This is a genomic window from Rhodococcus aerolatus (genome assembly GCF_054783215.1).
In genome coordinates this window covers 17,656-39,696 of record NZ_BAAGQZ010000054.1, presented here as the reverse complement: position 1 = coordinate 39,696, position 22,041 = coordinate 17,656, and the positions used below count along the sequence as shown (strand labels likewise).

The following is a 22,041-nucleotide window of genomic DNA, read 5'->3' as shown; positions in this document are numbered from 1 at the left end:
GTCACCCGTCCAGCCGGGCCCGCAGCTCGGCCACCTCGTCCTGCAGCTGGAGCACCATGGCCACGCCGGCCAGGTTGAGCCCGGCGTCGAGCAGCGCGGCGATGCGCCGCAGCCGGTCGAGGTCGTCCTCGCTGTAGCGCCGCGTCCCCGCCGGGCTGCGGTGCGGGGTGAGCAGCCCGCGGTCCTCGTACGCGCGCAGGTTCTGCGGGCCGCTGCCCACCAGCTCAGCGGCCACCGAGATCGCGTACACCCCGCGGGCGCGGTGCGGTCGGGTCACGCGTGCCTCCTTCCCTCGGACGCCTTGCACCCTACCTCCGGGGCATGGCATTATCTGTGTCAGCGACCAGAGAAATACTGGTCGGCACACCACACCCGACTCTGGGAGGAGCAGTCATGATGATCATGCGTACGGACCCCTTCGCCGAGCTGGACCGCTGGGCCCAGCAGCTCGTCGGGCACGGTGGGCGTCCTTCGACGGTCCCGATGGACGCGTGGCGCGCCGGCGAGGAGCTCCACGTCGAGCTCGACCTGCCGGGCATCGACCCGGCCACCCTGGACCTCGACGTGCAGCGCACCGTGCTGACGGTGACCGCGGAGCGGCCGGTGCGGGCCAGCGACGCCGCCGAGGTGCTGGTCTCCGAGCGGCCCCGCGGCACGTTCCGCCGCCAGCTCGTCCTCGGTGACGCCCTCGACCCGGAGCGCGCCACCGCCGACTACCGCGACGGGGTGCTGCACCTGACGGTCCCCGTCTCGGAAAAGGCCAAGCCGCGCAAGATCCAGGTGAGCACCTCCGGCGACGACCGCGCCGTCATCGAGGCCTGAGCAACGCCGTCCGCGGCCCCGCACCGACCGTCGGTGCGGGGCCGCGGCCGTGTGGTCAGGCCACCGGCCCGGGCCCCGGGTCCAGCCGCCGGGGCGTCGTCGGCCCCAGGGGCAGGCAGGCCAGCACCACGCACCCCGGGGGCGCGGCGGTGCCGGGTGCGCGCAGCGGCTCCGGACCGCAGGCGAGGACCGTGCAGCCCGGGGCGGCGTTGGGCCCGACGCCGAACGGGCCGAGCAGCACGGCCGGATTCGCGAACTGCGCCGGGTCCACCGTGGTGTTGAACGCGGGCACGTAGGGGCCGGGGTCGGGCAGCGTCACGTCGAGGAACGCGGGCCCGAGCAGGCGGGAGAAGTCGTGGTACAGCTCGCTGACGATGTTCGCGCTGATCACGGTGCTCAGGTCGGGGGAGACGTCCCCGCCCACCCCGTTCCACGTCACCAGCAGGTCCAGGCTGGGCACGACGAACGCGTTCTGCTGCAGGAACCCGACCATGGCGTAGGCGTCCGTCGGCAGCCCGGCCAGCGGCGCCACGTCGACGGTCTGCCGCGACGGGATCGACGGCCCCGTGCAGGGGGCGTGGTTGGTCCAGAACAGGAAGCCGTAGCAGGGGTTGGCCGGTGACGGGGCCGACGCCTGGCGCACGTAGTCCGCCGAGATGATGCGCGTGCCGTTCCACGCCCCGTCGTTGAGCATCAGCAGGCCGAGCCGGGCCAGGTCGTTCGGGGGCAGGTAGAGGAACGCGTAGCCGTAGGTGTTGCCGCTGCGGTCGCGGGCCCAGTAGTAGTCGCGCGCCGCGATGCCCACCGGCCCGAACAGCTCCCGCTGCGCGAACGCCTGCAGGTCCTCACCCACGGCGCGCTCGACGACGTGGGCGAGGATGTCGGGCACGTGCTGGGCGTACTCGAAGTACGTGCCCGGCGGGTGCTCCACGGGCGCGGCCAACCCCTGCTCGACGATGTCGGGGTCGAGGTCGAGCAGCGCCGTCAACCCCTCCGACACGATGGACTGCTGCAGCCCGGCGGTCTCGGTGAGCAGCTGGCGCACGGTGATGGCCCGGTGCGCGGCGTCGCCCCGGCCGGGCTCGAGGTAGTCCCCGACGGGTGCGTCGAGCGCGAGCCTGCCCTGCGTGACGGCGACCCCCGCGAGCATGGAGACGACCGACTTGGTGACGCTCCACTCCTGCCACGGCACGTCGCCGGTGACCGTGTTCTGCGGCGCCGTCCCGACGAGGCAATTGTTGCGGTAGACCTGCACGTTGACCCGCAGCCGGGAGGAGGCGAACCCGATCGCCCGGTCGAGGGCGGCGGCGTCGAGGTCCACCTGGTCGGGCCGCGCCGTCGTCGGGTTGCCCGTGGTGGGCAGCGTGCAGTGCACCGGCGTCGCGGTCGGGGCGGCGCCGGCCACCCCGGTGGCCGCGAGGGTGCTCACCCCGGTCAGCAGGGTCAGCAGCAGCGCGAGGGCGCGGCCGCGCGGGGGTCGTCGTCGCACCGGGTCTCCTGGGGGTGGTGCCGGTCACAGGCGGGACCACCCTCGCACGACCGACCCCGCGGCGGGGCCGGGTCCGTCAGACCGTGCGCCAGCGCTCCGTCGGGGCCGCTGCGGTGGTCCCCAGCAGCGCGGCGGCGGTGGTGTCGGCGGCCAGCCCGTCGAACACCCGGTGCCGGCGCAGCATGGCGTGCTTGCCGCCGTCGACGCACACGTAGGAGACGTCGGCGTCGCGCGCCACCCGCCGCGCGACCGCTTCCGAGCGGGCCGGGGAGGCGATCCGGTCGGCGGAGCCGTGGACGACGAGCACCTGCCGGCCCACCAGCCGGGGTGCGTCCGTGGTCTGCAGCCACGGGTTGAGCGCGACCACGCTGCGCACCCCGGGCGCGTCCCCGGCCAGCAGCACGGCCCGTCCGCCGAGGGAGTGGCCCACCAGGCCCACCGGCAGCTCGCCGAACCGGGACGCCAGCTCGCCCAGCGCCCAGCGGACGTCGTCGACCGGGGTGTGCCGGGAGTCCCAGCCCCGCACCGAGTTCAGCAGCCGCACCACCGCCAGCCGGCCGCGCCCGGCCCGCGCCACCCGGCGGGCGACCGGCACCATCCGCAGCACCGAGAGCTGGGTGGGCCGCACCATGGGGCTCCCGGGCCTGCTCGCCCCGCCGTGCACGACGAGAACCAGGCCGGCCGGGTCACGGGGCACGGCGGTCTCGACGAGCCGGGGCTGCAGGTCCACCCGCCCATCCTGGCCAGCGCGGGCGGTCCCCGCTCCCCGGGTGCGGGCGCGACGGCGCCCGCACGCCTACCGTCGGGGGCGGGACCGCCGGCCGGCGGGCCGCAGCCGAGCGAAGGAGCGCACATGTCGACCGAGGACAAGGCGTCGAACAAGGCCGAGGAGCTCAAGGGCTCCGCCAAGGAGAAGGTCGGCCAGGCCACCGGCAACGAGGACCTCGAGGCCGAGGGCAAGGGCGACCAGGGCAAGAGCAAGCTCAAGCAGGCCGGCGAGAACATCAAGGACGCGTTCAAGTCCTGACGACCCGCCCCGTGGGCCCCGACCGGTGACGAGCCGGCCGGGGCCCACGGTCGTCCGGGGGTGGCAGGGTGGGCGGGCCCACCGCGCGCCCCGCCCGCCGAGACCACGCCCGCCGAGACCACGCCCGTCGAGACCCCGCCCGCCGAGATCCTGGAGACCCCACCGTGAGCAGCACCCCCACCCGCGCCGAGCTGGCCGGGATGATCGACCACACCCTGCTCAAGCCGGAGGCGACCACGGCCGACGTCGACGCCCTCGTCGCCGAGGCCCGCGAGCTGGGCGTGCTGGCGGTCTGCGTGTCCCCATCGGTGCTGCCCGTCGCGGCCGACGGCCTGGTGGTGGCCACCGTGTGCGGGTTCCCCTCCGGCAAGCACGCCTACCCGGTCAAGATCGCCGAGGCGCACGCCGCGGTCTCCGCGGGGGCCGACGAGGTCGACGTGGTGATCGACCCCGGCGCCGCGCTCGCCGGGCAGTGGGCCGGGGTCGAGGCCGAGCTGGCCGCGGTGCGGGCCGTCGTCCCCGGCGTGCTCAAGGTGATCATCGAGTCGGCCCTCCTCGACGACGACCAGGTCGTCACCGCGTGCCGGGTCGCCGAGGCCGCGGGCGCGGACTTCGTCAAGACCTCCACCGGGTTCCACCCCGCCGGCGGGGCCACCGAGCACGCCGTCGAGCTGATGGCGCGCACGGTCGACGGCCGCCTCGGCGTCAAGGCCTCGGGCGGCATCCGGACCACCGACGCCGCGCTCGCCATGGTCGCCGCGGGCGCGACCCGGCTCGGCCTGTCCGGCTCCCGCGCCGTCCTCGACGGCCTCCCGGGCTAGCGGGGCCGCAGCAGCGCCAGGTCCGCCCGCAGCGAGACGGCGCGACGCCCGGCGGGCACCACCCGGCTCAGCGCGGCCCGGTCGTGGAGGGCGCGGTGCCCGGGCAGCGCGGCCAGCAGCAGGCTGCCGACGGTGGCGAACGCGCCCACCACGGCCAGCACCTCGACGAGGGTGCCCGCCCCGTCCCGGGCCACGACGATGAGCACGAACGGCGCGAACAGCACCGCCACCCGCCCCAGCGCCTGCCCGGGCGGCAGCGCGGTCCCGGCGCGGTCGGTCACCACCGCCAGGCCCAGCAGGCCCTTGCCCACGCTCTGCCCGCCGCGGCGCACCAGCGCCACCCACTCGAGCAGGACGAAGCCCACGAGGTAGGCGAGCCCGGCCAGGGCGTCGCGCAGCCCGGCGCTGGGTCCCACCACGGCGGCAGCGACGAGGTAGACCACCGTCAGCGGCACCGCGAGCACCAGGGTCAGGGCGAGGCCGAGCGCCACGTCGAGCAGGCGGGCCAGCAGCCGGGGGCCGAGCGGGGCGTCGGTCACCGTCCCGACCCTAGGGGCTGCCCGGCCGCCGCCGGGGCGCCGCGCGCCGGGTGGGGGCCGCGGCCAGCGGGTCCTCCGGCCACGGGTGCCGCGGGTACCGGCCCCGCAGGTCCGCCCGCACCTGCGGGTAGCCCTGCGCCCAGAAGCTGGCCAGGTCCGCCGTGACCGCCACCGGCCGCGACGCGGGGGAGAGCAGGTGCAGCACCACGGGCACCCGGCCGTCGGCCAGCCGCGGGGACGCCGTCCAGCCGAACGCCTCCTGCACCCGCAGCGCCAGCACCGGGGCGTCCGGGTCGGAGTAGTCGAGCGCCGCGGTGTGCCCCGTGGGCACGGCCAGCCGCTCCGGGGCCAGCTCGTCGAGCCGCGCCGCGGCGGGCCACGGCAGCAGCGTGCGCAGCCCGGCGGCCACGTCGAGGCGGGCCAGGTCGGCGCCCCGACGCACCCGGCCCACGTCGAGCCAGGTGTCGAGCCCCGCCAGCAGCGCGGGGTCGGACACGTCGGGCCACGGGGCGCCCAGGTGGCGGTGGCAGAAGGCGAGCCGGGCCCGCAGGGTCCGTGCGGCCGGCGTCCAGCGCAGCACCCCGAGCCCGTCGCGCTGCAGGCCCGCGCGCACCGCGGCGGCGACCGCGGCCGGATCGGGGTCGCGCAGCGGTGTCTCGGTCAGCACCACCGCGCCGAGGCGCTCCCGGCGGCGGGCGACGACGGCGCCGTCGGTCCAGGTGACCTCGTCGTCGGTGCGGGTGCCGATGACGTCGCGGGCCGTGGCCTCGTCGAGCGGTGCCGCGGAGCGGATGCGGGCGGACGCCCGGCCGGCGGGCCGGTCGGCGACCGCGACGGCCAGCCAGTCCCGGCCCCGCAGCGCGGATCCCGGGTCGAGGACGGCCCCGGTGCCGCCGGCCATGAGGTAGTCGGTCGCGCCGTCGCCGCGCGCCCGGGCGACCCGGTCGGGGTGGGCGAGCGCCACCACGGTGCCGACGGCGAGGTCGTCGTCGACGTTCGAGGGGCCTGCGGCGCGGGGCCCGCCGCGACCCAGCCGGCGGACCTCCGCGCGCCACCGGGCCGTCGCCGCCGGGTCGGTGCCGCGGCGCAGCGCGCGCCACCGGGCGACGAGGTCGTCGTCGCGGCCGGCGAGGCCGTCGTCGGAGAGCAGAGCCACCACCTCGCGGGCCACCTGCGGCCCCACCCGGTCGGCCCCGTCGAGCAGGGCGCGGGCCAGTCGCGGGTGCACGCCGAGGCCGGCCATCGCCCGCCCCCGCGGGGTGACGGTGCCCCCGGCGGTCGCCCCGAGGGTCGCCAGGAGGTGTTGCGCCGCAGCCATTCCCGCGGCGGGCGGCGGGTCGAGCAGGGCGAGGTCGTCCCCACCCCACACGGCGGTGGCCAGGGCGAAACCGGCCAGGTCGGCGGTGGCGATCTCGGGCGGGGTGTGGGCGTCGAGGTGGGCGTGGGCCGCCTCCGACCAGCACCGGTACACCCGCCCCGGGCCCTGCCGCGCGGCGCGGCCGGCCCGCTGCGTGGCCGAGGCCTGCGACACCGTCGTCGTCACCAGTGCGGCCAGCCCGCGGCGGTGGTCGGTGCGCGGCGCCCGGGCCAGGCCGGCGTCCACCACCACCCGCACCCCGGGGACCGTCAGCGAGCTCTCCGCCACCGACGTCGCCAGCACCACCCGGCGCCGCGGTCCCTCCCGCAGAGCGGCGTCCTGCTCGGCGCCGGCGAGTCGGCCGTACAGCGGCAGCACGTCGGCGTCCACGCCCCGCAGCCGCCCGGTGACGGCACGGATCTCGGCCTCCCCGGGCAGGAACACCAGCACGTCACCGTCCGTCTCGGACAGTCCACGTCGGACGGTATCGGCCACGTGGGTGAGCAGCCGCGGGTCGACCCGGGCGTCGGCCAGCAGCGGCAGCGGCAACGGCGGGGGTGCCCACACCACCCCCAGCGGGTGGGTGGGGGTCCGCGCCGTCACCACCGGGGCGCCGCCCAGCACCCGGGCCAGGCGCTCGGTGTCCGGGGTGGCCGAGGTGGCGACGAGCAGCAGGTCCTCGCGCAGCGTGGCCCGGACGTCGACGGTGAAGGCCAGGGCGAGGTCGGCGTCGAGGTGGCGCTCGTGGACCTCGTCGAGCACCACCGCGCCCACCCCGGGCAGCTCCGGGTCGCGCTGCAGCCGGGCCAGCAGCAGGCCCGTCGTCACCACCTCCACCCGCGAGCCGGGCACCCGCTCGCCGCGCATGGCGTACCCGACGCGCCGGCCCGGCTGCTCCCCGAGCAGCGCGGCCAGCCGGGTCGCCGCGGCCCGGGTCACCAGCCGCCGCGGCTCGGCCACGAGCACGGTGCCCGCCACGGCGTCGGCCAGCCCGAGGGGCAGCAGCGAGGTCTTGCCGGAGCCGGGAGGGGCGACGAGCACCGCGGTGCCGTGCTGGCGGACGGCGGCGACCAGCTCGGGCAGCGCCGCCCGGACCGGGAGGTCAGCGCCGGGGGAGGAGGCCGGCGGGAGCAGGTCGGCCACGACCCGACGGTAGTCCCAGCCCCGCGGGCGGGGGCCGTCTGCCAGGCTCGGGCCATGGATCCCGCCCCGAAGTCCGGCTCCGTCGTCGTCGACACCACCCCGGAGCAGCTCTACGCCCTGGTCTCCGACGTCACCCGCACCGGCGAGTGGAGCCCGATCTGCCGGGAGTGCTGGTGGGACGAGGGTGCCGGCCCCGAGGTGGGCGCGTGGTTCTCGGGGCGCAACGAGGTGCCGGGCCGCACCTGGGAGACCCGCTCGCAGGTCGTGGCCGCCGAGCCCGGCCGCGAGTTCGCGTGGCAGGTCGGCGGCAACCTGGTGCGCTGGGCCTACACGATGGCCCCGGCCGGTGACGGCCGCACCGAGCTGACCGAGCACTGGCAGTTCCTGCCCGACGGGCTCGCGATGTTCCGGCAGCGCTACGGCGACGACGCGGAGCGCGAGATCGAGAACCGCACGCAGGCCGCGCACGACGGCATCCCCGCCACCCTGGCCGCGATCAAGGCGGTCGCCGAGGGGACCGGCGCCGAAGGGACCAGCACGCCGTGATCGACCTGCTGCTGCGCGACGCCGTCCTGCCCGGGGCGGACGCCCCGGTGGACCTCGCCGTCGACGGCGGCGTCCTCGTCGACCCGACGGGGCAGCAGGCCCGCGAGACGGTCGACCTGGGCGGGCGCTACGTCACCACGCCGCTGGTCGAGCCGCACCTGCACCTCGACGCGGTGCTCACCGTCGGCCAGCCGCGGCGCAACGTGTCCGGCTCGCTGTTCGAGGGCATCGCGGTGTGGGCCGACCGGGTCCGCGACCTCACCCACGACGACGTGCTCACCCGCGCCGACACCGTGCTGCGCTGGCAGCTGGCCCACGGGGTGCAGGCGGTGCGCAGCCACGTCGACGTGTGCGACCCGCAGCTGACCGCGCTGCGAGCCCTGGTCGAGCTGCGCGAGCGGTGGCGCGGGGTGGTCGACCTGCAGCTGGTCGCGTTCCCGCAGCAGGGGATCCTCTCCCACGGCAGCGCGGGGTCCGAGGGTCGCGAGCTCATGACCCGCGCCTGCGACCTCGGGGCGGACGTCGTCGGGGGCATCCCGCACTTCGAGCTCACCCGCGAGGACGGCGTCGAGTCCGTCCGTTGGCTGATGGCCCTGGCCGACGAGCGCGGGCTGGCCGTGGACGTGCACTGCGACGAGACCGACGACGAGCACTCCCGCTTCGTCGAGGTGCTCGCCGCGGAGACGATCCGCCGGGGCATGGCCGGCCGGGTCACCGCCTCCCACACCACGGCCATGGGCTCCTACGGCGCGGCCTACGCCAACCGGCTGATCACGACCGTGGCCCGCGCCGGGCTCCACGTCGTCACCAACCCGCTGGACAACGCGGTGCTGCAGGGCCGCTTCGACACCGGCCCCGTCCGCCGCGGCGTCACCCGGGTCAAGGAGCTGCAGGCCGCGGGGGTCACCGTCGCCGTCGGTCACGACTCGGTGATGGACCCGTGGTACCCGCTGGGCACGGGTGACCCGGTGCAGGGCGCGTTCGTCCTCGCCCACACCGCGCACCTCTCCGGGGCCGACGAGCTGCCCCGGCTGCTCGAGATGGTCACCACCGACCCGGCGCGCGTCCTGGGCCGGCCCGAGAACCGGCTGCGCCCCGGCGACCCCGCCGACCTGGTCGTCCACGAGGCGCCCACCGCCGTCGACGCGCTGCGGCTGCAGCGGCCGCGGCGGCTGGTGCTGCGGGCGGGCCGGGTGCTCGCACGCACCGAGCCCGCCCGCACCACCGTCACCGTGGCCGGGGTGGAGTCCGAGGTCAGCTTCCTGGCGTGACCAGCACCGAGTCCTCCGGCTCGCGGGTGCGCTGGCGGGCGAAGAGCACCGCGTAGAGCCCGCCCGCGACGAGGAACCCGACGAAGAACGTGATGTCCCCGATGGCGGGCACCGCGCCGGCGACGAGGCCGGTGAAGTCCTGCTCGGCGCTGAACAGCAGCACCGACAGCGCGATGCCGACCAGCATCGCCACCCAGCCCGCGTGGGGGCTGCGACGGGTGTCGAACAGGAACCCGTCGACCCGGTGGCCGCGGCGCAGGAACCAGTCGGTGAAGTACACGCCCAGCCACGGGCCGATCCAGTAGCTGATGACGAGCAGGAAGCCCTCGTAGGACGCCCCCGCGTCGCGCAGCCCGAACAGGGCCAGCACCAGGCCGACGGCCCCGAACACCAGCGCCGTCACCGCGCGGGCCTGCTTGACCGGCAGCGAGATGCCGATGGCGGTGAAGGACAGCGCCCCCGAGTAGATGTTCAGCGCGTTGGCCGAGACGGCGCCGAGCGCGATGGCGAGCAGCGTGAGTGCCCCCAGGAACCCGCCGAGGTGGTCGGTGAAGGCGGTGGTGGGGTTCGCCTCGGGCGAGCCGCCGACGATGGCGACCGAGGCGGCCCCGGCGGTCTCCAGCAGCACGCAGGAGACGAAGACGCCGAGCCCCGCGTACAGGCCGGCGAGCTTGCCGGAGACCGTGGTGGGCAGGTAGCGGGTGTAGTCCGCCGCGTAGGGGTTCCAGCCCGCGGCGTAGCCGAAGGTGGCCCCGACGATGACGAGGAAGCCGCCGACCCCGGCGCCGGTGCCCTGGGCGGCCGGGCCCGAGTAGTCGGCCTGGGTGAACGTGGAGATGCAGGCGGCCAGGAAGACCACGCCGAGGAACGGCAGGGCGTAGCGCTCGAAGGCCTGCACCAGGTTGTGGCCGAAGAAGGCGACCACCAGCTGCAGCGCCACGACGATGAGCAGGCCCACCCAGGACGGCATGCCGGTCAGCGAGCTCAGCGCGAAGGCCCCGGACACCGAGTTCACGGCGAACCACCCGATGCCCGCCACCAGGGCGTTGAGCCCGGCGGGCAGCGCGTTGCCGCGGTAGCCGAACGCGATGCGGCTGAGCACCATCTGCGGCACGCCGAACGCGGGGCCGCGGCTGGAGAGCACGCCGTGGCTCAGCGAGCCCAGCCCGGTGCCCAGCACGATCGCCCCGACGGCCTGCCAGAACGACAGCCCGACGATCTGGGTGGCCAGCACGCCCAGGAAGACGGTGGCGAACTCCAGGTTGGGGGAGAGCCACGTCCACAGCAGGTGCAGCGGGGAGCCGTGGCGCTGGTCCGGGGGCACCATCTCGGCCCCGCCGGGCTCGACGGTGACCAGGGACGTGCCGTACTCGTCGGCGCGGACGTCGGCCGTGACCGTCTGCCGGGTGGTGCTGACCATGGGCGCCTCGGATCTGCTCGGTGTCGGGCGGAACGCGGTGACGGTAGAGGCTGGCGGCGCCCCGCAGGTGTCCGTCGTGTGACGGACCCGGACGAACCGGACGCACCGGCGGCCGGCGGGTCGCACACGCGACCCCGGCGGTGGAACAACGACCCGGCCCGGGGAGGTTGTGCGAAGCATGCGTGCCATCGGAGTGACCGAGTTCGGAGACGAGAACGACCTGCAGGTGCTCGACCTGCCCCAGACGGAGCCCGGGGTGGGCCAGGTGAAGGTGCGGGTGCTCGCGGCCACCGTCAACCCCACCGACACCGCCTACATCCGCGGGGCCTACCACCAGGGCCAGGACACGCCGGAGGGTCCGTTCATCCCCGGCATGGACGCCGCGGGTGTCGTCAGCGCCGTCGGGGCCGGGGTCGACCGGCTCGCTGAGGGGGACCGGGTCGTGGCCATCGTGTCGCCGCGCACCGAGACCGGGGGTGCCTACCGCGACGAGATCGTGCTCCCCGCCGAGCAGGTGGTGCCCGCGCCGGCCGGGGCCGACGACGCCGCCGCGTCCACCCTGCTGATGAACGCCCTCACCGCCCGCCTCGCGATCGACGCCCTCGCCGTGCCCGCCGGCGGCACCATCGCCGTCACCGGCGCGGCCGGGTCCTTCGGCGGCTACGTCGTGCAGCTGGCCAAGGCCGACGGGCTGCGCGTGGTCGCCGACTCGTCGGAGGAGGACGAGGAGCTCGTGCGCTCGCTCGGCGCCGACGAGGTGGTCCGTCGCGGGGACGACGTGGCCGCGAACATCCGGGCCGTGGTCCCCGACGGCGTCGACGGCCTCGCCGACGGCTCCGTGCAGACCGAGGCCACCCTGGCCGCCATCAAGGACGGCGGCGCACTGGCCACCATCCGCGGCTGGGACGGCCCGGCCGACCGCGGCATCTCGGTGCACCCGGTGTGGGTGTTCAGCGCGGTCGACCGGACCGAGGAGCTCGACCGGCTGCGCCAGCAAGTCGAGGACGGCGTGCTGACGCTGCGGGTGGCCCAGGTGTTCCCGGCCGAGCAGGCCGCCGACGCCCACCGCCTCCTCGCCGGCGGCGGGGTGCGGGGCCGGATCGTGCTCGACTTCTCGTGAGCCTGGCGGCCTCTGGGCTGGCCGGCGCGACCGTCGTCGTCACCGGTGCCTCCAGCGGCATCGGTGAGGCGACGGCGCACGCCGCGGCCGAGCAGGGCGCGACCGTCGCCCTGCTCGCCCGCCGGCGGGACCGGCTGGACGCCCTGGCGGGCTCGCTGCGCGACGGCGGGGCCACGGTGCTCGTCGAGCAGGTCGACGTCACCGACGCCGACGGGGTGCGCGCGGCGCTCGACGCCGTCGTCGAGCAGGCCGGCTCGCTCGACGTGCTGGTGAACAACGCCGGCTGGGGCCGCTTCGGGCGGGCCCGCGACGCCGCGCTCGAAGACTGGCGCCGGATGGTCGAGGTCAACGTCTTGGGCGTGCTCACCACCACCCACGCCGCGCTGCCGCACCTGCTGGCCGCGGCGCAGGGCCCGCGCGGGGTGGCCGACGTGGTCACCGTCAGCTCCGTCGCGGGCCGGCGGACGTCCCCGGTGAACAACGTCTACGCCGCCACCAAGCACGCCGTGGGCGCGTTCAGCGACTCGCTGCGCCAGGAGCTCGCCGAGGCGCACGTGCGGGTGGGGCTCGTCGAGCCCGGCCTGGTGCGCACCGAGCTGACCGAGGGCGGCGGCCCGACCGGGGAGCTGCCGACCGAGGCGCACCTGGTGCTGGAGGCCGAGGAGATCGCGGACGCGGTCGTCTACATGGCCTCGCGCCGCGCCACCACCGCGGTCAACGAGATCCTCGTCCGCCCCACGGAGCAATCCCGCTAGGACGGTCGCACCGGCCGCCCTCCCCGCGTTTCGCCCACGTCCCGCGGCTGCACGCCGCCCCTCCTCGCGCTTCGCCCACTTCGCGCGTTTGATCGCCGTCCCGGGCCGCGTTTCGCCCACTTCCTGCGATGCGACCGTCCTCGAACGCGTTGGGCAGCAGGAACTGTCGGGGGTGCGTCCTAGTGTCCTGGGTGTGGAGATCGTCGAGGCGCTGACCGACCCGAGCGGGGTCGAGCCGTGGCGCCTGGGCGAGGAGGAGCTGCGCTCCGCGGTCGTCGAGCTCACCACCCACCTCCGGGCGGCCGAGGCACTTCGGCTCCGCCTGCTGGCCGACGTCGACCGGCGTGGGGCCGGCACGGCGACCGGGGCCGCGTCCACCGCCCGCTGGTACGCCGGCGCCACCCGGACCAGCACCGGGCTCTCGGCGAACCTGGTCGAGCTGGCCCGGGCGCTGACCCGGGTGCCCGACACGGCGGCCGAGCTGGACCGCGGGGCGGTCTCCGTCGACCACGCCCGCGAGGTGGTGGCCGCGCTCGACGCGCTGCCGGAGGTGGACGACGCCGGGGAGACCCGGGACGCGTGCCAGCAGGCGCTGCTCGCCACCGCCGCCGTGGACGACCCGCTCGCGGTCCGCCGCACCGGCCTGGAGATGCTGGCCCGCGCGCAGGTCGACTCCCTGGAGGACGCCGAGGAGCGGGCGGTGGAGCGCCGCGAGCTGCGCATCAGCCGTGCGCCCGTGAACGGCATGGTGCGGCTCAGCGGCCTGCTCGACACCGAGGGGGCGGAGGCCGTGCTGGCAGCCCTGTCCCCGCTGGCCGCCCCGGACCCGGCGGCGGACGGCACGCCCGACCCCCGTACCTCTCCCCGCCGCGCCGCGGACGCGCTCGTCGAGCTGGCCTCCCGGGCCCTCGGCGGAGGGCGGCTCGGCACGGAGGGCTGCGTGCGGCCGCACGTCACCCTGACGGTCGACGCCGAGCGGCTCGTGCACGGTGCCGCCGCCGACCCCTCGCGCCCGCTCCCGCAGCTCGCCCACCTCGGGGCGGTCAGCGACGCGGCCGCCCGCCGGTGGTGCTGCGACGCCGAGGTCACCCCCGTGAGCCTCGACGCCGAGCTCGCCCCGCTGGACGTGGGTCGCTCCACCCGGCTCGTCACCGGTGGGCTGCGCCGGGCCCTGGTCGCCCGGGACCGCGGCTGCGCCTTCCCCGGGTGCGGGCGGCCGTCCTCGTGGACCCACGCCCACCACGTCGTGCACTGGGCCGACGGCGGGGTGACCGCGCTGCACAACCTGGCGCTGCTGTGCGGGCACCACCACCGGGCGGTCCACCACCGCGGCTGGGAGGTCACGATCGGCGAGGACCGGCACCCGTGGTTCACCCCACCGGCCTGGGTCGACCCCCGCCGAGAACCGAGACCCAGTCACGCCCGCCGGGACGTGCCGGCGGCGGTGTGAGGGGTCGTGGTCGGACGACCCGGAATCGGTCAAAGCCGTCGTACGGGACTGGCACACTGCCACGCCATGGCTTGGTTCTCCCGCACCCCGGCACTTCCCCCGTTCCCGCGGACCGGTCACAGCTGGGCGGTGGTCGACGTCGAGACGTCCGGCGTGTCCAGTGCGGGCGATCGCGTCCTCAGCCTCGCCGTGATGACGCTCGACCGGGACGGTCGACACGAGCAGACGTTCACGACCCTGCTGGACCCGGGGTGCGACCCCGGACCGGTGCACATCCACGGACTGACGCGGCAGCGTCTGGCCGGGTCCCCCCGCTTCGCCGACGTGCTGCCGCGCGTCCAGGAGCTGCTCGAAGGGCGCGTGCTGGTCGCCCACAACGCCGCCTTCGACCACGGCTTCCTCTCCGCCGAGGCCCAGCGTTGCGGCGCGGTCCTCGCGGCACCCACCAGGCTGTGCACGTTGACGCTGTCCCGGCGCCTCGGCCTGCCCGTCGCCGACTACCGCCTGGGCACCCTCGCGGCGCACTGGGGCGTGCAGCGGCGACGGGCCCACGACGCCGAGGACGACGCACGAGTGCTCGTCGGTGTCTTCCACCGGACCCTCGTGCTGGCCGGGGAGCTCGAGATGCCCCTTCCGGTCGTCGACGTGAGACGGCGCACGGAGCCGCCTGCGCGCCCACCCCGTGTGGTGAGGGTGCCGTGTCCGTGGGAGAACCCCGGCCGCCTGCAGCCGGGAGGCCACCTGGTGCAGGGGATGGTCGTCGTCATCACCGGGCCGGTGTCCTGCGGACGGGAGGTGCTCGCGGAGAAGCTCCAGCAGGCAGGCCTGGACGTGGCGAACTCCGTCAGCCGCCACACCTCGCTGCTGGTGAGCAACGATCCCCACGCGACCACGGCCAAGGCACGCCGAGCCCGGCGAGACGGTGTGCCGGTCGTGGCCGAGGCGCTCGTGTCATCGCTGCTCGCAGCGGTCGCGCCGGGCCGGCCCCGGGACACCACCCGCGGTGGACCTCGCCCGGCGGGCACCGAGGTGACGGTCGTCGAGAGACCCCGGTCGACCCCCGTAGCGACCGGGCCGTGGGCTGGGCAACGGGTCCTGGTCGTCGGCGGCACCCATGCCGACGCTCGCGCGGCACGCGACGAGGTGGGCGCGGCGGGCGCCGCGGCCGCCATCAACCTGACGGCGTCGGTCACGCACCTCCTGCTGCTCCCGGGCGGTGAGCGGGACGCCCGCGTCGCCCGCGCCCGCGAGCACGGGGTTCCCGCGGTGCGGCTGCCCGACCTCGCGGCACCCCCCGCACAGGCCCGGGCCAGGGGGACGGGCGCTCCGCCCGTCCTGGTCCGCGGCCAGGTCGTCGACCTCCCACGGGACCTCCGGACGTTCACCGTCACCGCGTCGTGGCGAGCGTCCGACGACGCCACGGACGAGATCGACGTCGTGGCCCTCCTCCTCGACGCCGACGAGCAGGTCAGCTCGGACGACGACCTGGTCTTCTACCACTCACCGACCACCGAGGACGGTGCTGTCGAGCTGGCCGAGGACGGGACCAGCGAGCAGAGCGTGCGCATCGACCTCGACCGGCTCCGTCCCGACTGCGCTCGCATCGTGGTGGCCGCGGTCGTCAACGACGGCCGCGCTTTCGGGGACGTCGGCGCGGTCGAGGTCCAGCTGGACTCGGCGGTCGGCGGCGAGCTGACGTCAACGCTGGACGCCGGGACCACCGAGCGCACGATGGTGCTCGCCGAGATCTACCTCAGGCGAGACGCGTGGCGAGCGCGCGTCGTGGGGCAGGGGTACGACGACGGGCTGGCCGAGCTGGCCACCCGCCACGGGGTCGAGGTCGACGACTAGGCGCCGGAGCGCTCAGCGCAGGTGGGACGCGCCGTTGACGTCGAGCACGGCGCCGGAGGAGAACGACGCCTCCGGCGACGCGAGCCACAGCACCGCCGCGGCGACCTCCTCGGCGCGGGCGACCCGGCCGAACGGGGACTGCCCCCGGATGCCGTCCCCGCGGGGGCCGTCGAGCAGCTCCGCGGCCATGTCCGTCTCCACGAACCCGGGCGCCACCGACGCCACGGTGATGCCCTGCGGGGCCAGGGCGAGCGCCAGCGACTGGCCCATCGCGTGCAGCCCCGCCTTGGACGCGCCGTAGCCCGGGCACTCCGGCTCGCCCCGGTACGCCCCCCGGCTGCCGACGTTGACCACGGCTCCGCCCCCGGCAGCGACGAGGTGCGGCACCGCGCAGAACGTCGCGTTCGCCGCCCCGACCAGGTTCACCCCCAACGTCGACGCCCACCCCTGCTGCCACTCGTCGTAGGTCGACGTCAGCACCGGGTGCGCGGTGAAGATCCCCGCGTTGTTCACCAGCACGTCGAGCCCGCCCAGGCCGTCGACGGCCTCGGCCACGCACCGCGCCACCGCGTCCGGGTCGGCGAGATCGGCCCGCACCACGAGGTGGCCCTCATTGGGCAGGGCCGCAGCCACCGCCCGGGCGGCGTCGAGGTCACGGCCGCAGTGCACCGCCACCACGTCGCCCACCGCGGCGAACGCCCGGGCCACGGCCGCCCCGATGCCGCGCGACGCGCCCGTCACCAGCACCCGGCGACCCCCGACCGGCCGCCTCACGCGAGCATCCCGGCCAGGCCCGCCAGCAGCCGGTCCACGTCGTCGGCGGACGTGTACGGAGCGAGCCCCGCCCGCACCCCGCCGGCGTCGCCCAGGCCGATCCACCGCGACGCCTCGAGGGCGTAGAAGCTCGACGCGGGGGCGTTGACGTCCAGCGCGGCCAGCGCGGCGTGCACCTCCGCCCCGGTCAGACCGGCCACCGTCAGCAGCACGGTGGGCGTGCGGTGCGCGGGCCGGCCGTGCACCGTCACCCGCTCCATCCCCGCCAGCCCGTCGAGCAGCCGGCGCAGCAGCGCGTCCTCGTGCGCCTCCGCCGCCGCCATCGAGGCCAGCACCCGCTCCCGCCGGGTCCCGGTCGCGTCGGGGGAGAGGTCGGCGATGACGTCCACCGCCGCTGTGGTCCCCGCCAGCAGCTCGTAGGGCAGCGTGCCGAGCTCGAAGCGCTCCGGCACGGCGTCGGACGACGGCGCCAGCTTGTCCGGGGCCAGGGCCTGCCAGAACGACGGGGCCGCGACCTGCACGCCCAGGTGCGGGCCGAAGAACTTGTACGGCGAGCAGGCCAGCACGTCCGCCCCCAGCGCCACCAGGTCCAGCGGGGCGTGCGGGGCCAGGTGCACCGCGTCGAGGTGCAGCAGCGCGCCGACCTCGTGCACCGCGTCGGCGACGGCCGCCACGTCCGGGCGCGTGCCCAGCAGGTTCGACGCGCCGGTGAGCGCGACCAGCCGCGTCCGCTCGGAGAGCACGGCGCGGACGTCGTCGACGGTGAGCTCGGCGGTGTCGCGGTCGAAGTCCACCCACCGCACGGTCGCCCCGGCACGCTCGGCCGCCTGCACCCACGGCCGGATGTTGGCGTCGTGGTCCAGCCGCGTCACCACCACCTCGTCGCCCGGGCCCCAGCCGCGGGCCAGGGTGCGGGCCAGGTCGTAGGTCAGCGCCGTCATCGACCGGCCGAACACCACGCCGCCCGCCTCGCCGCCGGTGAGGTCGGCCACGGCGTCGCGCGCGGCCAGCACCACGGCGTCGGCGGCCCGCTCACCGGCGGTGACCCGGCCGCGGTTGGCCAGGCCGGCGGTCAGCGTGCCGGCCACCGCCTCGGCCACCCGGGTGGGCACCTGCGAGCCCCCCGGGCCGTCGAAGAACGCCGTGCCGGAGGCGAGGGCGGGGAACCAGGAGCGCACGCGCGCGACGTCGTAGACCACGGCGGTGATCCTGCCCGGGCGCCCGGCCCCGCGCGGCGCCGGGCGCTAGCGTGGGTCGACCGCAGACCCGAGCAGGAAGCAGGACCCCGTGAGCGACAACACCTACCGCGTCGTCGAGATCGTCGGCACCTCCACCGAGTCCATCAGCGACGCCATCAAGACCGGCGTAGCCCGTGCCTCGGAGAGCCTCGAGGAGCTCGACTGGTTCGAGGTCACCCAGACCCGGGGGCACATCGAGGGCGGCCAGGTGGCGCACTTCCAGGTCTACCTCAAGGTCGGCTTCAAGCTCACCAGCTGAGCCCGGGAATGACTCCCCGGGGCGCTCCGTTGACCCGTGCGACTACGGAAACACGAGCGGCACCGGGAGAACGAGCGACATGACGGACGTGCTGGACCTGCCGACCCTGCCCACCCTCGACGACGCCGGTCGCCGCGCCCTGTTCACCGAGGCGCGGACGGCCGGCACGTTCGCCGACACCCCGGTGGGTGACGACGAGCTGCGCGCGGTCTGGGAGCTGGCCCGCTGGGCACCCACCGCGGCGAACTTCCAGCCGCTGCGCGTGCTCTTCGTCCGCACGCCGGACGGCAAGGCCCGGCTGCTGCCGGCCATGGCCGAGGGCAACCGGGAGAAGACCGCCTCCGCCCCGGTCACCGCCGTGCTGGCCATGGACACCCGCTTCCACGAGCTCATCCCCACCGTGATGCCGCCGATGGCCGACCGGGTGGCGGGCCTCGAGCTCGACACCGAGGGGCGTCTGGCCACCGCACGCACGAACGCCACCCTGCAGGCCGCCTACCTGATCCTCGCGGCCCGGGCGCAGGGCCTGGCCACCGGCCCGATGGGCGGGTTCGACGCCGACGCGCTCGACGCCGAGTTCTTCCCCGACGGCCGCTGGCGCTCCGTCCTGGTGGTCAACCTCGGCCACCCCGGTGAGGGCGCCTACCGCGACCGGATGCCGCGGCTGGCCGAGGACGAGGTGCTGGCCTGGGCCTGACCGCGTGGGCCCGGGCGCCCGGCCCGGGCGCGTGGTGCTGCCCGGCCCGACGTCAGGCCGGCGCCGGGCAACCCTGCTCGGGCAGGTGGGCGCGCGACCAGGCCGTCAGCGCCTCGATCGACGGCAGCAGGGCGTGCCCGGCGCCGGTCAGCGAGTAGGCCACGGCCACCGGCGGGCCCGGGTCGACCCGGCGTACCACCAGGCCGGCCCGGCCCAGCTCGGAGAGCCGCTCGGAGAGCACGGAGTCGCTGATGCCCGCGACGGCGCGGCGCAGGTCGGCGAAGCCCAGCGGCCCCGCCAGCAACGTCGCCAGCAGCACCCCGTTCCACCGCTTGCCGAGGAAGCCGAACGCCCGCTCGAGGGCGCCGTCGCACGCCCGTGGGTCGCGGTCGGCGGGCCCGGGCACGACACCCTCGTCGACGCTCATCTGATCATGCTACCCAGTGCTAGCCTCGCCCGCGTCGCTCTGGAAAAGCGAGCGACACCGGCCGGGCGAGCACTGCCCGCCGACCGGACCACCGCCACCCCGGGAGACCCCGTGTTCGTCGTCACCGCCGTCCTCGCCCTGCTGCTCACCGTCGCCCTGGCCGGCTCCGCCGCGGGCAAGCTGACGCGGTCGCAGCAGATCATGACCACCCTGCGCGGCGTGGGCGTGCAGGACAAGCAGGTCCCGGTGCTGGCCGGGATCGAGATCGTCGGTGCGCTCGGCCTCGTCGTCGGGCTGTTCGTCGGGTGGATCGGCGTCGTCGCCGCCGTCGGTGTGCTCGCCTACTTCGCCCTGGCCGCCGGCGCGCACGTCCGGGCTGACGACACCGGCAACCTCGCTCCCGCCGGCGGGCTCGCGGTGCTGTCGCTGGTCGTGCTCGTGCTGCGCGTCGTCACCCTCTGAGCCGGGCTCAGCGCAGGCCGATCGTCGCCACGGCCCGCTCGGCCAGGTCGCTGGCCTGGGTGCAGTCGTCGGCCCGCGCGGTGATCGACTCGACGACGGTGGAGGACTCCACGCGGCCGCCCTCGGGCACCTCCGTGCGGCCCCGGACGGTCGTGGTGCAGGAGCTGCCCGAGGTCGACGCGCGCTCGGTGGCGTCGAACCCGCCGATGGTCCTCGGGGTCTCGTCGGGGCCCGGGCTGGAGTCGGTGTACTCGACCCCGGTCTCGACGTCGAGGTCGGCGGCGTCCCGGCCGTTGCCGAGGGAGAAGGTGCAGCGGGTGAGGGTGCCGTCGTCGATGTCCCACTGCACCGCGCGGCCCTCCGCGGTGTAGCTGGCGATCGGCGCGCACGGGTCCGCCGTCGCGATGGGGGTCGCCACCGGGTAGCGACCCTCCGCGCGGCGCACCGGGTTCGCCAGCATCGGCACCATCGCCTCGACCAGCGACGTCGCCGCGTCGCACGGGGGCGCGGGCGCCGGGCCCGAGCCGGACCAGTCGACCGACAGGTCCACCACCCGCTCGTCGTCGACCGGCACGCCCAGGTCGCACTCCCCGGGCGAGGAGGACGACGTCAGCACCAGCACCTGCGTGCCCGCGATGGAGCGCGTGGGCGCGTCCTCGCGCCGGTAGTCGGAGAAGGACGGGTCCAGCTCGAGGCGCACCCGCCACTCGTCGAGACGCCCGGCCCCGGGCGGGGTGGCGTAGGCGTAGCAGGTGTCGAAGTCGGTGCGCGAGGTCTGCGACTCGACCTCGCCGAGGCCCTGCAGGACCGTCGGGTCGAGCAGCGCGCACGGGTCCCACGTCCGCATGTCGGCGAAGCGGTCGAAGCGGGCGCGGGCCTCGTCGCCGATGGTGACGCCGTAGACCACCGGGCCGGGCGGCACCGCACCGCCCGCGTCGACGGGGGTGGCCGCACCGTCCACCGTCGAGCTGCACCCGGCGGCGGCGAGGGCCAGCAGCACGGCGGCGGCCCGGGTGGTGGACCGGCGCGGTGGACGGGGCGGCAGGAGCTTCACGGGAGCGCGCACGCGGACGATCCTGGCAGACCGGACAGCGGACGACCCCCGGATCGTCGCGATCCGGGGGTCGTCGGCCGGTGCCGAGCCGGGGGCTCGGCCGGGGGCTCAGCCCTTCGGGGTGTAGATCAGCTTCTTGTTGACGAACTCGTCGATCCCGTAGGGGCCGAGCTCACGCCCGACGCCGGAGCGCTTGGTCCCGCCGAACGGCAGGTCCGCCCAGCTGCCCTGCGCGCTGTTGATCCACACCATGCCGGTGTCGAGCATGCTGGCCACGTCCTGCGCCTTGGCGGTGTCCGCGCTCCACACCACCCCGCCCAGGCCGAACGCCGAGCTGTTGGCCAGCTCCACGGCCTCGCCGACGTCGGCCACCTTGTAGACCACCGCGGCGGGGCCGAACAGCTCCTCGGAGTAGGCCCGCATGTCCGGGGTGACGTCGGTGAGCACGGTCGCCTCGACGAAGGCGCCCGGGCCGTCGACCCGGTTGCCGCCGGTGCGCACGGTCGCGCCCTTGTCCTTGGCGTCCTCGAGCTGCGACATCAGCGTCGACGCCGCGCCCTCCGAGCTCAGCGGGCCGAAGTCGGTGCCCTCGGCCGACGGGTTGCCCGGGGTGAGCGAGCCCATGGCCGCGGTGAAGTGCTCGACGAACTCGTCGTACACGTCGGCGAGGACGATGAACCGCTTGGCCGCGTTGCAGGCCTGGCCCGCGTTGCCCATCCGGCCCTGCACGGCCATCTTCACGGCCTGCGACATGTCCTCGGCGTCGAGCAGGATGAACGCGTCCGAGCCGCCCAGCTCGAGGATGCACTTCTTGAGGTGCTGGCCCGCGATGGCGGCGACGGCCGAGCCGGCCCGCTCCGAGCCGGTCACCGAGACCCCGGCGACGCGGGGGTCGCCGATCATCGTCGCGGCCTGGTCGTTGGTCGCGTACACGTTGAGGTAGGCGTCCTCGGGCAGTCCCGCGTCGTGGAACAGCTGCTCGATGGCGGCCGCGGACTCCGGGCACTGCGGGGCGTGCTTGAGGATGATCGTGTTGCCGATCATCAGGTTCGGGGCCGCGAACCGGGCCACCTGGTAGTAGGGGAAGTTCCACGGCATGATCCCCAGCAGCGCGCCGACCGGGTCCTTGCGGATGACGGCGGTGCCGCCGGCCGCGGGGGACAGGGTCTCGTCGGCGAGGAAGCCGGGGCCCTGCTCGGCGTAGTAGCGGTAGATGCTGGAGACCAGCCACAGCTCGCCGAGGGCCTCCTTGGTGGGCTTGCCCATCTCGCGGCCGATGATCTCGGCCAGCTCCACCTTGCGCTCGTCGTAGAGGTCCGCGACCTTGTTGAGCAGGTCGGTGCGCTCCTGCTTCGACGTCTGCCGCCAGGAGCGGTAGGCCGCGTCGGAGCGGGCCAGCACGTCCGACACCTGCTCGTCCGTGGCGGTCGGGTACTCGCGCTCCACCTCGCCCGTGGCGGGGTTGACGACCTGGTACTCGCTCATCGATGAGCTCCTCTCGTGGGTGTGCGTCGTGCGA

At 75.8% G+C, this 22,041-nt stretch carries 23 protein-coding genes; 12 read left to right on the top strand and 11 right to left on the bottom strand.

Features of this window, described 5'->3' with window-relative positions; all coding sequences use genetic code 11:
• Position 1 precedes the first annotated feature (1 nt).
• Complete coding sequence (locus tag ACYVOF_RS19585) at positions 2-328, bottom strand: MerR family transcriptional regulator (protein WP_460869517.1); 327 nt, start codon at positions 326-328, stop codon at positions 2-4.
• Positions 329-396: 68 nt separating this feature from the next.
• Between ACYVOF_RS19585 and ACYVOF_RS19580 the strand changes: the two genes are divergently transcribed.
• Entirely contained in the window at positions 397-822 is a 426-nt protein-coding gene (locus ACYVOF_RS19580; RefSeq protein WP_460869515.1) for an Hsp20/alpha crystallin family protein, read from the top strand.
• A gap of 55 nt (positions 823-877) precedes the next feature.
• Here ACYVOF_RS19580 and ACYVOF_RS19575 read toward each other — a convergent pair whose 3' ends face one another.
• Both ACYVOF_RS19575 and ACYVOF_RS19570 read right to left on the bottom strand, forming a co-directional pair.
• On the bottom strand, positions 878-2,311 hold the full coding sequence (locus tag ACYVOF_RS19575; RefSeq protein ID WP_460869513.1) for a serine hydrolase domain-containing protein: 1,434 nt from the start codon (positions 2,309-2,311) through the stop codon (positions 878-880).
• Between the two features lie 76 nt (positions 2,312-2,387).
• Positions 2,388-3,041, bottom strand: a complete 654-nt coding sequence (locus tag ACYVOF_RS19570; RefSeq protein ID WP_460869512.1) for an alpha/beta hydrolase — start codon at positions 3,039-3,041, stop codon at positions 2,388-2,390.
• Between the two features lie 123 nt (positions 3,042-3,164).
• Here ACYVOF_RS19570 and ACYVOF_RS19565 point away from each other — a divergent pair, with 123 nt between their 5' ends.
• Positions 3,165-3,338: a CsbD family protein gene (locus tag ACYVOF_RS19565; protein WP_460869510.1), complete on the top strand. Its 174-nt coding sequence runs from the start codon at positions 3,165-3,167 to the stop codon at positions 3,336-3,338.
• A gap of 200 nt (positions 3,339-3,538) precedes the next feature.
• Positions 3,539-4,159, top strand: coding sequence for a deoxyribose-phosphate aldolase (gene deoC / locus ACYVOF_RS19560; RefSeq protein WP_460869569.1), 621 nt, complete (start codon positions 3,539-3,541; stop codon positions 4,157-4,159).
• Here deoC and ACYVOF_RS19555 read toward each other — a convergent pair.
• Together ACYVOF_RS19555 and hrpB are read right to left on the bottom strand one after the other, a co-directional pair.
• Positions 4,156-4,698 (bottom strand): RDD family protein, encoded by a 543-nt coding sequence (locus ACYVOF_RS19555; RefSeq protein WP_460869508.1) that lies wholly within the window; start codon positions 4,696-4,698, stop codon positions 4,156-4,158. The two genes, deoC and ACYVOF_RS19555, sit on opposite strands and share 4 nt — an antisense overlap.
• Positions 4,699-4,708: 10 nt before the next feature.
• A complete protein-coding gene (hrpB, locus tag ACYVOF_RS19550; RefSeq protein WP_460869506.1) occupies positions 4,709-7,198 on the bottom strand; it encodes an ATP-dependent helicase HrpB in 2,490 nt (829 codons plus the stop codon).
• Positions 7,199-7,252: 54 nt separating this feature from the next.
• Between hrpB and ACYVOF_RS19545 the strand changes: the two genes are divergently transcribed.
• Positions 7,253-7,744, top strand: coding sequence for an SRPBCC family protein (locus ACYVOF_RS19545; RefSeq protein WP_460869505.1), 492 nt, complete (start codon positions 7,253-7,255; stop codon positions 7,742-7,744).
• Positions 7,741-9,015 carry a cytosine deaminase gene (locus ACYVOF_RS19540; RefSeq protein WP_460869503.1) on the top strand — a complete coding sequence of 425 codons (1,275 nt, stop codon included), beginning with the start codon at positions 7,741-7,743 and terminating at the stop codon, positions 9,013-9,015. The genes ACYVOF_RS19545 and ACYVOF_RS19540 overlap by 4 nt, the downstream gene beginning before the upstream one ends.
• On the opposite strand, the gene ACYVOF_RS19535 is transcribed toward ACYVOF_RS19540, so the two are convergent.
• Positions 8,999-10,435, bottom strand: a complete 1,437-nt coding sequence (locus ACYVOF_RS19535; protein WP_460869502.1) for a purine-cytosine permease family protein — start codon at positions 10,433-10,435, stop codon at positions 8,999-9,001. The genes ACYVOF_RS19540 and ACYVOF_RS19535 overlap by 17 nt on opposite strands.
• A 178-nt stretch (positions 10,436-10,613) precedes the next feature.
• Between ACYVOF_RS19535 and ACYVOF_RS19530 the strand changes: the two genes are divergently transcribed.
• The 4 genes from ACYVOF_RS19530 to ACYVOF_RS19515 all read left to right on the top strand — a co-directional run bounded on the left by ACYVOF_RS19530 (position 10,614) and on the right by ACYVOF_RS19515 (position 15,611).
• The gene (locus ACYVOF_RS19530; protein ID WP_460869500.1) at positions 10,614-11,555 is read left to right on the top strand and encodes a quinone oxidoreductase family protein; all 942 of its coding nucleotides are present in this window, start codon (positions 10,614-10,616) and stop codon (positions 11,553-11,555) included.
• 2 nt (positions 11,556-11,557) lie between these two features.
• Positions 11,558-12,310: an SDR family oxidoreductase gene (locus ACYVOF_RS19525; protein WP_460869567.1), complete on the top strand. Its 753-nt coding sequence runs from the start codon at positions 11,558-11,560 to the stop codon at positions 12,308-12,310.
• Positions 12,311-12,503: 193 nt separating this feature from the next.
• A complete protein-coding gene (locus tag ACYVOF_RS19520) occupies positions 12,504-13,760 on the top strand; it encodes an HNH endonuclease signature motif containing protein (protein ID WP_460869499.1) in 1,257 nt (418 codons plus the stop codon).
• 66 nt (positions 13,761-13,826) lie between these two features.
• Positions 13,827-15,611: a TerD family protein gene (locus ACYVOF_RS19515; protein ID WP_460869497.1), complete on the top strand. Its 1,785-nt coding sequence runs from the start codon at positions 13,827-13,829 to the stop codon at positions 15,609-15,611.
• Positions 15,612-15,623: 12 nt separating this feature from the next.
• Here ACYVOF_RS19515 and ACYVOF_RS19510 read toward each other — a convergent pair whose 3' ends face one another.
• Positions 15,624-16,385, bottom strand: coding sequence for an SDR family NAD(P)-dependent oxidoreductase (locus tag ACYVOF_RS19510; RefSeq protein ID WP_460869496.1), 762 nt, complete (start codon positions 16,383-16,385; stop codon positions 15,624-15,626).
• A complete protein-coding gene (locus tag ACYVOF_RS19505; protein WP_460869494.1) occupies positions 16,382-17,584 on the bottom strand; it encodes a cysteine desulfurase-like protein in 1,203 nt (400 codons plus the stop codon). Before ACYVOF_RS19505 ends, ACYVOF_RS19510 begins: the two co-directional genes overlap by 4 nt.
• A gap of 88 nt (positions 17,585-17,672) precedes the next feature.
• On the opposite strand from ACYVOF_RS19505, the gene ACYVOF_RS19500 reads away from it, so the two are divergent.
• Entirely contained in the window at positions 17,673-17,882 is a 210-nt protein-coding gene (locus tag ACYVOF_RS19500) for a dodecin (RefSeq protein ID WP_460869492.1), read from the top strand.
• A 79-nt stretch (positions 17,883-17,961) separates the two neighbouring features.
• The gene (locus ACYVOF_RS19495; RefSeq protein WP_460869490.1) at positions 17,962-18,579 is read left to right on the top strand and encodes a malonic semialdehyde reductase; all 618 of its coding nucleotides are present in this window, start codon (positions 17,962-17,964) and stop codon (positions 18,577-18,579) included.
• A 52-nt stretch (positions 18,580-18,631) separates the two neighbouring features.
• Here ACYVOF_RS19495 and ACYVOF_RS19490 read toward each other — a convergent pair whose 3' ends face one another.
• A complete protein-coding gene (locus ACYVOF_RS19490; RefSeq protein WP_460869488.1) occupies positions 18,632-19,006 on the bottom strand; it encodes a winged helix-turn-helix transcriptional regulator in 375 nt (124 codons plus the stop codon).
• A gap of 111 nt (positions 19,007-19,117) precedes the next feature.
• Here ACYVOF_RS19490 and ACYVOF_RS19485 point away from each other — a divergent pair, with 111 nt between their 5' ends.
• Entirely contained in the window at positions 19,118-19,468 is a 351-nt protein-coding gene (locus ACYVOF_RS19485) for a DoxX family protein (protein WP_460869486.1), read from the top strand.
• Positions 19,469-19,475: 7 nt separating this feature from the next.
• Here ACYVOF_RS19485 and ACYVOF_RS19480 read toward each other — a convergent pair whose 3' ends face one another.
• Positions 19,476-20,534 (bottom strand): DUF3558 family protein, encoded by a 1,059-nt coding sequence (locus tag ACYVOF_RS19480; RefSeq protein ID WP_460869484.1) that lies wholly within the window; start codon positions 20,532-20,534, stop codon positions 19,476-19,478.
• Positions 20,535-20,630: 96 nt separating this feature from the next.
• Positions 20,631-22,007, bottom strand: coding sequence for an NAD-dependent succinate-semialdehyde dehydrogenase (locus ACYVOF_RS19475; RefSeq protein ID WP_460869482.1), 1,377 nt, complete (start codon positions 22,005-22,007; stop codon positions 20,631-20,633).
• Positions 22,008-22,041 lie beyond the last annotated feature (34 nt).